This window comes from Microcoleus anatoxicus, from assembly GCF_042465725.1.
Classification (GTDB): domain Bacteria; phylum Cyanobacteriota; class Cyanobacteriia; order Cyanobacteriales; family Microcoleaceae; genus Microcoleus; species Microcoleus anatoxicus.
This window is the reverse complement of sequence record NZ_CP120853.1, coordinates 681961-695478: the sequence shown is the minus strand read 5'-3', so window position 1 is coordinate 695478 and position 13518 is coordinate 681961. Positions and strand designations below refer to the sequence as shown.

Sequence of the window (13518 nt, the reverse complement as noted above, 5' to 3'; positions counted from 1 at the left end):
TTGATTAAGGTTTAGATTTTGTTTGAGAAGCAGCGTAATTATCTGCGATTAACTTGCTAACTTCAGGATTATAAATTCGCAGATAATTCCAGTAATTTTCAAACACAGATTTCACATATCCTTTTGTTTCAGGAAACGGAATTTTCTCGGCAAAAGCATCCGGGTCACTAAAACTAAATCTCTTCAACCAATCTGCTACTGCATTTGGTCCAGCATTGTAACTAGCCACAGCTAACATCGAGTTATTCTTGTATTCGTCGTGGGTGTGACCTAAATACCATGTACCGAGTTTAATATTGTCGTCTACATTTTCCAATGAATACTTTTTGAGGTTAATTTTATCGGCAACCCAGGTTGCTGTTTCCGGCATGACTTGCATTAAACCTGTGGCTCCGACTGCGGATTTAATTTTGGGCATAAATCTGGATTCTTGCCGAATTAATGATGTCACCAAAAGCGGGTTAATTTTGCGTTCTTGAGACCATTGTACAATATTTTCTAAGTAAGGAAAGGGATATAATGCTTGCCAGTAATTTGGCTGCTGTCTCAGGGCTAAATATTCCTTTCTTTCTTCTGGTTCTTCCCGGTTGCGCAAACTCCCAACCATCCACAAACCCTCTAGGTTATCTCCGACACCAATTCGCATTAAACCGTCGGTAAATTGCTCGGAAATAGTGGGTTCTACTCTGTTGGTAAATTCTACTTGCCACAGTTTCCAAGCATCTCTGTCTTGACCTAATTGATAGAGTTCTTTCAAAACTGGAGAACCTGCGGTTGGTTCCATGCGCTGAGGGGGGCGGACTACATTGGGAGATAGGTCTCGGACTGTGGTAAAGTCGCCTACAGCCCAGCCGAGAAGTACAGCCGATCGCCATGCAAAGTAGGATTCGGGATAGCGTAAAATAGTGTATTCAAAAGCTGTTTTTGCGTCCTGTTCCCGACCGATTTGTTTTGCCCATTTGCCTACCCAAAATGCTGCTTCTGGTGCTAGTTCGCTTTCGGGATTGTGTGTGGTGAGTTCTCTGGCCCATTGCCAAGCTGAATTCAGATCTCCTGCTTTGGCAAATTGCTGGGCGACAGTCCATCGCAGTTCTGCTGCTTTATCGGAATTGTTGTATTGTTTTAATAGTAATTTGCGGGTGTCGGAGGCAGAGGTGGCGCTGCCTAATTTGTCGAGGAGTTGGGATTTATCGAATAAAGCTTCGGCGGCATGATTGGGGAAGTTGCTAATGACTCGATCGAGCAAAACGATCGCATCTTTGGGTTCGTTCAAGCGCGACAGCCTGATTAAGCCTAAACCGGTATCTTCGGCATCGGGAAATTGGTTGACTAATTCTTGATAGGCAATTTTCGATTCGGGTATTTTTCCGTCTAGCCACAAACCGCGAGCTTGGCGATAAAGATTTTTGGCGGTGCGGGGAGCTTTCCCGTAGGCGATCGCTCCTTTGCCGTAATCTTGTTTTTCCCAATAGCCAAAAGCTATTTCTTCCCAATCTTCCGGTTTCAAGGCGCTGCTGTTTTGCTGCACCAATTGTTCTAAAATTGTACCATAATTATTGACATAATGACCGTGTTTTGCTACTATCAGCATCAACTGTGGCTGATTGGGATTTTGTTTTAACTTAGCCAGGGCAATTTCTACGCTGCGGGGATGGGCGGGAAATTGAGTGATTGCCTGCTGCCAATATTCTGGTTTGGATTTGCCTAAAACATATAAGGCTTCCACAGCTACTGGGTCATTGGGATAATTTTTTAGCAGTGATTGCCAAGCTGTTTCGGCTTTGTCCCGATCGCCACTTAATTGGTAAGCTTCTGCTCGTTTCAGGGCAATGTGAGATGCTAAAAGTGGATATTCTTGCTCTAATTTGTCCAATAAATTTAATGCTTTGGCGGGATTTCCTTGCTGGATTAAATCCGTGGCCAGGAGGTAGCGGGCGCGGCTTTGAGAGGAGACTTGCTGTTGGGGATTTGTCGGTGCAGACTTACTGGTGGCGATCGCATCTAATTTCGTCGCCCTCTCCACCGCAGAAAGGGATACCAGGCTTTTAACTTCCGATTCGGCATTTGCTATGTCCTTGGCTGGTTGAGCTTTCTGGAACGGGCCGACACCCATCAATTTGGCGAAGGTCAGCAAAGAGCCGATCGCCATAACGCAAATTGAAACACCTATTAAAACAGAAAGTTGAGTTTTGCGTCGCTTTAGCATGGGGTAATTTAAGAAAGTAAGGAGGTTCTAGCCTGCCTGGAAACAGATGCTTGACGGCGGTGCCTGACATCAGCAAAGGGAGACTTCGCCGTATAGTACCAGAATTTATTTTGACGCGGACTGGGGAATTTGTCCGATCGCTCTATATATTTTGGAAAAATAAAAAGCGACAAACCATGCCGGACAAAGTACAATCAAAATCTAAAATCTTAACAGCAAATCAAAACATGGAATTTCGAGTCACCGATACACCCCGCTCTGTGTGGACAGGAGATGCCCTGGCAATTGGTCTATTTGAAGACGCGGTAGAGCTCACCGGCGACTTGGCACAATTAGATGAACAGCTTACAGGCACTTTGAAAGAGCTGCTACTGGAAACAGATTTTCAGGGCAAAGCTGGTACCATTGCCATTACCCGTGTTGGGGGCAAAAGTCTGCTGCGTAAAATTGCGATCGTCGGTTTAGGTTCTGCTGAAAACTTAAAATTAGATACTCTGCGACAAGCAGCAGGTATGTGTGCCAAGCTAGCGAAAAAGGAAAAATGTAAAACCCTCGCTCTTAGCTTTCCGGTGTGGCAAAATGCGCCGGATGCTACAGCTAGTGCGATCGTCGAAGGTGTAGAACTTGCCGTCCATCAAGATCACCGTTTCAAGTCGGAATCCGAAGACAAAAGCGGTGCGATCGAGCAAGTAGACTTGCTGGGTTTTGTCGGTTGCGAAAGCGCGATCGTCCGCGCCAGACAAATCACTGCCGGAGTCATTTTAGCACGGGAATTAGTCGCAGCGCCAGCTAATTTCGTGACCCCAATTACTATGGCAGAAACTGCCCAGAGTCTTGCTGCTGAATGCGGTTTAGAATTAACAATATTGGAGCAAGCAGACTGCGAAAAACTAGGTATGGGAGCATTTCTGGGCGTTGCCAAAGCATCGGACTTGCCACCAAAATTCATTCACCTGATTTATAAACCAGAAGGCAAACCGCGGCGCAAAATCGCCATTGTGGGCAAAGGATTGACTTTCGATTCCGGCGGTTTGAACATCAAACCAACGGGCAGTGGCATTGAAATCATGAAAGTCGATATGGGCGGTGCGGCGGCTACTTTGGGTGCTGCCAAGGCGATCGGTCACATCAAACCCGATGTGGAAGTTCACTTTATCAGTGCCGTGACTGAAAACATGATCGGCGGCAACGCTATGCGCCCTGGAGACATCCTCACAGCTTCTAATGGCAAAACTATCGAAGTTAACAATACCGATGCAGAAGGGCGTTTAACCCTGGCTGATGCTTTGGTATTTGCTGATAAATTGGGAGTGGATGCGATCGTGGATTTAGCAACTCTCACCGGTGCCTGTGTAATTGCTTTGGGTGATGATATCGCTGGTTTGTGGAGTCCTCAAGATAGTGTGGCATCGGAAATTGTCGCTGCTTCAGAAATGGCTGGGGAAAAGTTTTGGCGAATGCCGATGGAAGAGAAGTATTTTGAGGGATTGAAAGCTTTGCACGCTGACATGAAAAACACTGGTCCTCGTGCTGGTGGCTCGATTACAGCGGCTCTATTTTTAAAGCAGTTTGTGAAGGATACTCCTTGGGCACATTTAGATATTGCTGGCCCGGTTTGGATTGAAAAAGAAAATGGCTACAACGGCCCTGGGGCTACGGGTTTTGGAGTTCGGACTCTGGTGCATTGGGCCTTGAATTAAACGCCATGATACAGGGCAGTGCGATCGCCTATCACCATTAACCACAGGGAAATTGCAGACACTTGATGATTCAAAAAACAGGTAGATTTTCAAGAATTAGTGGTGTATTGACGATCGCACTGTCTGGCGGCTGCGGATTATTTGTGTTCAAAAAACCCGTACAATCTATCCCATCCCTCAAGTCATATCAAATCCTCTCTTCATCGGAATAGTAAATTCGAGTTCACTGTTCACTGTTCACTGTTCACTGTCAACCGTCAACCGTCAACTGTCAACCGTCAACTGTCAACATCACCTGACGGTGTAACCGGAAATGATATCAGGGGCTTCCCGCTCGTCTTTTGGTCAAAACTTGGGATGGCGATCTCCGGATCTAGCCCTGGTGGCTCGATCGGGCGATACCCGTTTCGCCAGCCCCCTCCCTTTGTCTGAGGGCGGAGGATGAAGCCGATCGCTAAAAAGTTGAATTTTGTAAACTTTCTTAAAAAATAGGGCCCCTCGCCCGGTAAAATCAGAGACGGATTTTCTAATTCAACAATCTAGACTAACTAACTACAGTCAGGAGGACACATGGACTTTATAACCGATCTGTTCAGCGGTGCTGGCAGTGTCAACATCCAACTAATTGTTCAGGTCGCTTTGCTCGCAGCAGTCGTGCTTTCTGGCCCGATCGTGATTTTTCTATTGGCTGCTAGAGGCGGCGATCTCTAAGATTAGTATGATACCGGGCGATCGAGAGTTGGGAGCTTTGAGTTTTTAACCATTCGGATTTCTCAAAATTCGATCGCCAATTTTCAAATCCCCCTAGAGTTTACATTCAAATCCCCAAGGCATTTTTAGCAGCTTGAATCAAGCTGTAAAAGAAAGGTTTAGACAGATCCACTTCCCTAGCATTTTCCCGGCTATTACCCAACAAACCAGTGGTTTGTCCCGGCGAAACCGCTAACACCAGCCCGACGGAGTTGCGAATTCTCAACTCAGTCCGATCGCCCGATCGAGATAAACTACAAGCATAAGTGCGATCGGAAAAATCAAACTCAGCCTTCCCCGAAACAAACTGCCTAGAATCCGCCTCACCATTAGCCAGTCGAACACCCAGCAACTCTAACTGCACCGATATCTTGCCATTAAAAGAATTTTCCCGCAATCGGTAAGCAATATCAACCAACCGAGGCAAAGGAAAATATTCACCCCAACGCCAAGCAATACCCTGTAAACTGGCTGGTACTTTTCCAGTTTGACTGGCAGTTAGTTTCAGATGATTTCCTTTCCCAACAATTTTCTGTTCAGTTATACAAACATTCGGTGTCCAAAACACAGGAGCCTTATTTTCAATCCCGCAAGGTTCCAGAGCATCAATTTGTCGATAAAGCTCCAAATTAATCTCAGATAAATCCGCTTGCACATCAACAGAAACCAGCGGCTTGAGATGTTCTGGCTGCAAACATTGATTAGCAAAAACCGCAAGTTGACTGCGGAATTTGGCCAGATTCTCTGCAGGCATAGAAAAACCTCCCGCTGCTTTGTGTCCACCAAATTTAGTTAATAAATCCGCACAAAAATTCAGCCCGTCAAATACATTAAACTCAGGAATTCCCCTCGCCGAACCCCGCACAATTTGAGAGGGCGCATCCGTAGGGGCGGTGCCCCCGTGCCCGCCCTCAGCGGTGCCCCCGTGCCCGCCCTCAGCGGTGCCCCCGTGCCCGCCCTCAGCGGTGCCCCCGTGCCCGCCCTCAGCGGTGCCCCCGTGCCCGCCCTCAAAAGTACCAATAAACACCGGCACACCATAACGCTCCACCAACCGAGAAGCCACAATCCCAATCACCCCGTGATGCCAACCAGGCCTTACCACAACCAAAACCCGTTCCTGCTGCAAATTCAGCGAACTTTCCTCGCACCAAGCGATAGCTTCCTCTTCAATTTCAATACACAACTCCTGGCGGCGCTGATTGATTTGTTCGCACTCCATCGCCCTTTGCAGAGCCAAATCGCGATCGTCCGTAGTCAACAATTCTATCACAATTTGAGGGTCAGCCAGCCTACCCACAGCATTAATCCTCGGTCCAAGTCTAAAACCAATATCTTCAGGTTTTAAGGAATTTTGAGTTGTAGGGGCGGTGCCCCCGTGCCCGCCCTTGAGTTTAAAATTGGGAATCAAAGGAGTTTCGGCACTTCCAGGGTGCACCCCAGCCACCTGAATCAAAGCCTGAATCCCCGCCAATTGCGAGTGAGGCAACAGCCGCAAACCCCGCTTCACCCAGCGACGATTCACCCCAGTCAAAGGTGCTAAATCCGCAATAGTTCCCAAAGTAAATAACTCCAGCAGCGGATTCACCAACCCGCCAACTTTCTGCAAACTCTGAGCCAAACTAATTGCCAAAACATAAGCCACACCAACCCCAGCTAAACCGCGATAAGGCGAAGATTCAGCAATTAATTTCGGATTCAGAATCGCATCCGCCGGCGGTAGTTGTGGTGGCAAATCGTGATGGTCTGTAATAATTACTTGTACGCCAAGTTCTCGCGCTCTTTTCACTGGCCCCAAAGCGGCAATGCCGTTATCTACAGTCAGAATTAAAGCCACACCTTCGGAGTGAAATTCTTCTACAATGCGATCGTTAATCCCATAACCTTCCCGCATCCGACTCGGAATCGCATAATCCACCTTCGCCCCCAGAGCCCTCAGAGCTCGCAGCAACAAAGCCGTGCTCGTCATCCCATCAGCATCATAATCCCCACAAATCGCAATCTTGTTTCCTTTGGCAATTGCTTCTCGCAACAATTTCACACTCACCGCCAAATCAGGAAACTCATCCATTGGCTGTGGCAAAACCAGAGATTCCGGCTCTACAAATCCTTGCACTTCTGTCAGTGTATCGATGCCCCGATTAATCAGTACCTGGGCTAACAGTGGCGACAAACCAATTTCTCTAGCAAAATGTTCCGCTTGCTGTGGTTGAGGCGCATAGATTTGCCACCGTTGGTTCGGCAACCGATGCAGATGGGAGGAATTAGAAGTGGGTATATCTGGCACGGAAAATTGCGTTTAAAGATACATAGCTAATATTAGCTAATTTAAGTACCGGAATTAATCAATTTTAGATTTTAAATTTTAAATTATAAAATTGTCCTAAATATCAGTCTTTTGGTAAAATTCAAAGACTGTTTGCCTAGATGCTATACTCTCCCACTCCCCTGGGAGGCAAAAATGAGGTCTAGCAAGCATTTACACGGGAGCATCCCGATTTTGCATAGGCGAAGCATGACCGCTGTAAATCTCTGGTTATCCCTAATAAATTGTCTGCGGTCATGCTTCGCCCCTACGAATATATTTGCACTCATTGAGATGCACCCCATTTACACAGCCTGTACATTCCCTGATTTTTGATTTTAGCTAAAGAGGAGATTTAGATGACTGCTGAAAAACGACCATGGTTTCAAACTGCATTAAAGTTTCGTGGGTCTGTCATTCCCTCAATTTTACCTCGTGTTTTACTCTGCGCTGGTTTTGGTTTTTTTATTTCACTGCTGTACTCTCTTGGTATTCCAGTATCTTTACCAATCTTGTCTAGCGTTGTGCCCAGCATTGTCCTCGGTTTATTATTAGTCTTTCGGACAAATACGGCTTACGATCGCTTTTGGGAAGGTAGGAGAATTTGGGGAACTTTAATCATTGCTGTTCGGAATTTGGCGCGTCAAATATGGGTATCTATTAGCGACAATACGCCGGAGGATTTCCTTGAGAAAAAGTCAGCCATACGGTTATTAATTGCTTTTGCAATCGCACTGAAGTTGCACCTACGCCAAGAGAAAATTAACTCAGAAATAGAGCCGTTTGTATTGCCATATCAGTATGAAGTTCTCAAACAAATGAACAATCCCCCGCTCGAAATTGGTTTTTGGATTGCAGATTACTTGACCCAACAGCACGATAAAAATAACCTTGATGTCTATCGGTTGACTGCGATGAATCAGTTAGTCAATAACATGATTGAGGCCTTGAGTGGTTGCGAGCGAATTTTGAGAACCCCTATGCCTCTAGCTTACGCGATTCATCTAAAACAGCTATTGTTACTTTATTCCTTAGCACTGCCATTTCAAATGGTGAAAGATTTGGGTTGGGGAACTGCCCCAGTAGTAGCTTTAATTAGTTTTACTTTGTTCGGAATCGAAGCAATCGGCATTGAAATCGAAAATCCTTTTGGTCACGATACTAATGATTTGCCCTTGGATAATATTTGTGCTACCATTCAGCGCAATATCGAAGATTTAATTTCTTTGTCTCCTAGTGTGCACAATCACGTCGAAGATAAGTAAAGTCCGAAGGAAGAAGTCAGAAGGAAGTTCGGCAAAACGGACTTGCTCCACGGATATAACGGATGTAACGGAGGTCAGTCAGAAGGAAAAAGGAAGAAGAAGAAAGAAGAAAGAAGAAAGAACACGGATTTTGACACGGATACAGGGATTAATTAACGTAAAACGCGCTCGATTTTAGAACCCCGACTTCTTTATTAATAAGTCGGGGTTCTGGGTGTTGTGTTTGTTTTAGGTTGGTCTACTTAATTCTGATAACAAACCTCGCCAATCCAGCCAAAACTAACAATACAGGCATCAACCAATCGCCCCAGCGTACATACAAAGTCTGAGTTTGCTGCCGATAAATAGTAGCATCTTGGACTTCATAAGTATTAATTGCCGACATCCACACCGTTTGGCCGTGAGGATTGACAAACGCAGAATAACCTGTATTCGTAGCAATAGCCGCCCATCTATCAGTTTCAATTGCCCGCATCACATCTAGAGCATGATGCCCGGCCAACATCGGCGGTTTATAATGGGCATTGTTAGATGCTGTCAGCATAAATTCGCCCCCCTTCGCCGCCTGATATCGAAAAATTTCCGCAAAGGCCGAATCGTAACAAATACCGACAATGGCGCGGCCAAAAGGCGTGTCAAACAGTTGCTGAGAATTTCCCGGTATTAAATGAGCATCTAAGGGAGAAAGCCGATTAATAATCCCCCCTAAAATTTCGTAAAAGGGGATATATTCACCTAAAGGCACGAGCTTGGTTTTATCGTAGCGGCTGAGGATTTCTCCTGTTGTGTCGATCGCCAATAAGCTATTAGTAATACCATCCCCTTCCTGTCCAAAGCCTCCCACCAAAGCCAGAACACCGCGATCGAGAATTGCTTGATAAAAAGACAGAGTAGAACGCTGATACTCATTTGTCCAGAAAAAAGGCAAAGCCGTCTCTGGAGTTAACACAACATCCACGCCTCTATCTGCTAACAGTTTGTATCCCGCCGTGTAACCTTCCAAAGCGCGACGCCAGCCCTGGGAGTCAAACTTAATCTCGTTCGGAATATTGCCTTGAATAATTCCTATTTTTAACGCCATTCCCGGCTCTTGAATTAAGGGGCGATTATATAAACTCCACCCTACAATATGCAAAGTTAAACACAAAATTCCAGGTAAAAAATAAGAAATCCAATTCTTCTCTCTTTTTTCCCCCCTAGGGGGGGGCAGGGGGGGGTTCTTCTTGCTTCCCCCGAAGGTGGTTTCTTCTTCTTTCCCCCCTTGGGCGGTTCTTTTTCCTTCAATCCAAGCTTCGGCAATTAAGCCATTTACTGCTACAATCGCCGCCGTTACTGCGCTCGGTCCAGAGAGTTGACCTAGGTGCAAAATTGCTAAATTGTGGGGGCTTTGGGTGTAGGATAATGATGTCCACCACAGCGAACCTTGACTCCAAAAACTTTCTAAAGCACACCATAATGCCGTGCCAATTAAAACGCGAATTAATGCTGAGAATTTGGAGTTACCCCCCCCAACCCCCCCTTGTAAAGGGGGGGAGTTAAGAGCCCCCCCTTGAAAAATTGGGGAGTGAAGAATAACCCCCCCCTGCCCCCCCCTAGGGGGGAAAGAAGAGAGGGAGTTGAAAGTTACAAATAGCCATGCCCAAACAGCAACTAAGGCGGCTCCCCAGAGAGTGATGAATGCCCAACAAAAAAGTGCGATCGCCAAACTAGGCCACCACGGAACCCCCAACCAAGTCATGGGGTGAATTCCCATAATCCAAGACAAAGCTAATCCGTGATAGCCAATTCCCCAGAATAAAGGAAGCAGGAAGAAGGAAGAAGGAAGAAGGAAGACTTTTTGTTTTTTTACTTCTTGTTTTGGTTGTTCGTAATCTACAACCAGAATCCACAGGGGAACTAATGCCACCCAAGCCAACAGCCAAGCATTTACTGGTGCAGTTGTCAATGCCATCAAAATACCGGCCAAAAGTGCGATCGACCATCCTAAATTCTTAGGAATCCGAACCGCGATATTTTCAAATATCTGTTTATTAAATATCGCCACTTTGCTTATTTCCCAAACTGATAGTTACAATCAATATATAGCAATCCTAAATCATTTGTGAATTTCTTACTCCCTCCCCTTGCTAAGGGGAGGGTTGGGGTGGGGTAAAAAAATTACGACTCCTGCAAGGATTGCTATAGAAGAAGTCATGAGTTAGTTTTAAGTCCTAATAACCAACAACTAATAACCAATAACAATTTACCAATAACCAATAACCAATAAGCATTTACCAAGGACTACCAATCATTGTGAAAGCCGCCCAATAATAGGGATGAGCCAGATTGCGATCGCCCATATTTGCCAATTCCGCAGGCAGCGACGTACCAGCCCTCGTTCCCTGAGCCAACGACACAGCAGACAATCCCCGCAATACCCCCTGCTCAATACGAACATCACCCCTCAGCATCGCAATCTGTGCTTGTCTGAGGGCTTCTGCTTTAATTGGAGCTGTTTTCAATTGCTGATAAAACTCACTCATCAAAGCCAAAGTACCTTCATCTGAAACATACCACAAACTTGCCAAAGCTGACTTAACTCCCGCTTGAAATGCCAAACCCGCAAAACCCAATTCCGTTTGTTCGTCTCCCAAGGCGGTGCGACAAGCAGAAAGCACCAATAACTCGACTGGCGGATTATTCCATCCTAACTGCCGCAGTTGATTTAATTGCAACTTCGAGTCCCAAAGTTGAATAAAAGAATCGCTGGCTGCACCGGGTTGAAATTCGCCGTGAGTCGCTAAATGAATAATTTGATAAGGCTTTTGATTGCGTTGGGATTGCAAATTTTTTAGGGTAAATTGCTCGTTTAAAAAAGATTTGCCAGGCCACAAATCTGCAATATTCGCTAATTCCACAGGGACTGCTGGCAGGGGAGATAGCTTAGTAAATTGAGCGGCTCCCATAGCCAAAACCGAGGCATTTTTCAGCGATTGATAGCGAGTATCCGTGAGGGAAAGTGTGGGAATCTGACTGAGGGAATATTTTTCGACTAAGAACTGTTTTCCGTCGTAAAGAGCAGCCAAAGGAAGACTTCGCAAACCTGTATCCAGCGAAAACAGCAGCGTATTGATGCCTTGAGTTTGCAAATCAGTTTCTAAAGGTGCAATTAGCCAATCGTAAATTTTCCGAGCCGACTTTTTGTAGCTGGTGGTGTTTCGCTTCTGAGGATTGGATATTTCTTGTCTGAATTCTTTGGCTAATGTTAGCATGGTTTGGCGATCGGCTTCAGGGACAGTTTTTCGCAGTGCCGAACCATCGGGCATGAATAGGAGCAATTCTAAGCGATCGGCAAATAGATTAACATAAATAATTGCCGATCGCTTTCCGGTTTGAGAGGCAATTTTCCCCAAGCTTTCCCGCAGATTTTCGGCCCCCATTGATTGATTAGTCAGACTATCGCCAAAATAAGCCACATATCGATCGGCACGATTTTGCTCGATAGACAATAAGTAATTGATGTTAGAAATAGCAGCAAGATTCCCCGGAGGATTTGCCCCTCTGATGGGAATTTCCATTTTGCCACCCGGAATATTACCCTTCACTCCGGGAGGTGGCATAGTGTTATTTCCTGGTTTTGGTAGCGGCGGACTACCCCCAATTCCGGGACTAGCAAATAACTGTATATTATTAGGTGGTGGCGGTGGTGGACTGTTAAGATTAATCGGTCTATTAATATTAGAATTGCGACTAATATCATTAAACAAAGCAACTTGGGGAGGTGCTCCCTGTGGCGGCAAATTGTCCACTTTCAGGATTGTACTAGCACCACCCAAACTTGGAGGCAGAGAATTTCCAGAAACATTAATGTTGGGATTGACAAAAATGCGATCGCCCCCCACAGGCATTATACTCACCTTACTATCATTGGCAACCCCATTGAAATTCCCAATATTCGGCAATATTATAGGTATTTTAAGTGCCTCTAGGTTATTTTGTGGCAAACCAATTGCCGGAATATTTCTGATATTAGCATCCGTCAACTCTACAGTGCCGTCGCTATTGACATTAACCCCTGTAGCATTAGTTTTTTGACCTCTACCTGTCAGCAATTCAGGCAGACTTGCCACCGACTTTACGTTGTTATCATCTTTTCCCCGATTAGTATCGGGATTTAACCCATCTATACTTACTTCTAAACTCAGTAAATGTCCCGTTTGAGAGATACGAACCACACTCTCATTCGGTACTGAAACAATGTTAATTTTACCTCCTGATGCTGACAATTCACCTGTATTAATGACATTGCCACCCAGCAAAGTTAAACTTTCCCCCGGATTCACCGCCAAATTTCCACGATTAACAATATTTGCAGGATCGATTGCTGAAAAAATAAAATTGCTGGGAGTTCCTACCAAATTAGCATAATTATTAGAGCCGATCGCCCTAAACGCATTTTCCCCAAAACCAATGCTGTTAGCTGTAGTAGCAGTAAAGGATGCAGGCACGTTGAGCTGAGCATTAGCACCAAAAACAATCCCCGCAGGATTCATCAAAAATAAATTGGAATTCCCCCCCGTTACTTGAATCAAACCATTAATGACTGAAGCATCTCCCCCCACTATTCGCGCTAAAATATTTTGAATAGCTGGATTTGATAAAAAATTAGCAGTTTGAGTTTCCGTCAATCCGAATTGCTGAAAACTGTGGAAAAGATTAGCCCCATCTCCAGACAATTTACCACCGCCGATATCCATGCGATTTCCTTGGGTGTTGACGGTAGTACCCGTGCCATCATTGGCGGGAGTAATAGATTGTCCAAAAGCGCTATTTTCCGTGGATAAAAAACAAATTGATAAAATTAAAAACAGCTTTTTTAGTTGAGATTTTCCGGTTTGGTGCAGTAAATTCATTATCCAGAACCTTCTACGACTAAACAAACATTTCCCGGCATCCACTCGCTGACTAATTTAGAGATAGTCTCAGCAAGCTCGAAGTCTTGTCGTGTCAACCCCCCTGCATCGTGAGTTGTCAGACTAATTGTAACCCGGTTATAGCTAATTAAAATATCTGGATGGTGGGCGGCTTTTTCTGAGGGTGAAATCAGGCAATTCACAAAACTAACAGCGTGGACAAAATTTTTAAACTCGTGGGTATATTTAATAGTTTGACCGTCTCTCTTCCAGTTGGGCAAAGCTTGCAAGCGCTGGGAAATTTCTGATTCAGTCAAGGGTTTTACCTTGCTATTTTCTGCGGTTTGTGCTAAGTATTTACCAATCATCGACTCGCGCACAACGGTGGCCATTGTTGGTGATA

The 13518-nt window shown here is 45.3% G+C and carries 8 protein-coding genes; 3 read left to right on the top strand and 5 right to left on the bottom strand.

Features of this window, described 5'->3' with window-relative positions; translation table 11 throughout:
• Positions 1-4: 4 nt before the first annotated feature.
• Positions 5-2206, bottom strand: a complete 2202-nt coding sequence (locus P2A85_RS02975) for a transglycosylase SLT domain-containing protein (protein ID WP_377477438.1) — start codon at positions 2204-2206, stop codon at positions 5-7.
• 227 nt (positions 2207-2433) lie between these two features.
• Between P2A85_RS02975 and P2A85_RS02970 the strand changes: the two genes are divergently transcribed.
• Both P2A85_RS02970 and psb30 read left to right on the top strand, forming a co-directional pair.
• Positions 2434-3906, top strand: a complete 1473-nt coding sequence (locus P2A85_RS02970) for a leucyl aminopeptidase (protein WP_377481266.1) — start codon at positions 2434-2436, stop codon at positions 3904-3906.
• Positions 3907-4476: 570 nt separating this feature from the next.
• Complete coding sequence (psb30, locus tag P2A85_RS02965; protein WP_340525940.1) at positions 4477-4617, top strand: photosystem II reaction center protein Ycf12/Psb30; 141 nt, start codon at positions 4477-4479, stop codon at positions 4615-4617.
• A gap of 106 nt (positions 4618-4723) precedes the next feature.
• Here psb30 and P2A85_RS02960 read toward each other — a convergent pair whose 3' ends face one another.
• Positions 4724-6940: a DHH family phosphoesterase gene (locus P2A85_RS02960; RefSeq protein ID WP_377477436.1), complete on the bottom strand. Its 2217-nt coding sequence runs from the start codon at positions 6938-6940 to the stop codon at positions 4724-4726.
• A 377-nt stretch (positions 6941-7317) separates the two neighbouring features.
• Between P2A85_RS02960 and P2A85_RS02955 the strand changes: the two genes are divergently transcribed.
• Complete coding sequence (locus P2A85_RS02955) at positions 7318-8223, top strand: bestrophin family protein (protein WP_377477434.1); 906 nt, start codon at positions 7318-7320, stop codon at positions 8221-8223.
• 238 nt (positions 8224-8461) lie between these two features.
• On the opposite strand, the gene lnt is transcribed toward P2A85_RS02955, so the two are convergent.
• The 3 genes from lnt to P2A85_RS02940 form a co-directional block, all read right to left on the bottom strand.
• Entirely contained in the window at positions 8462-10267 is a 1806-nt protein-coding gene (lnt, locus tag P2A85_RS02950) for an apolipoprotein N-acyltransferase (RefSeq protein WP_377477432.1), read from the bottom strand.
• 226 nt (positions 10268-10493) lie between these two features.
• Complete coding sequence (locus P2A85_RS02945; protein ID WP_377477430.1) at positions 10494-13115, bottom strand: CHAT domain-containing protein; 2622 nt, start codon at positions 13113-13115, stop codon at positions 10494-10496.
• On the bottom strand, positions 13115-13483 hold the full coding sequence (locus P2A85_RS02940; RefSeq protein WP_377481263.1) for a 4a-hydroxytetrahydrobiopterin dehydratase: 369 nt from the start codon (positions 13481-13483) through the stop codon (positions 13115-13117). The genes P2A85_RS02945 and P2A85_RS02940 overlap by 1 nt, the downstream gene beginning before the upstream one ends.
• Positions 13484-13518: the final 35 nt, after the last annotated feature.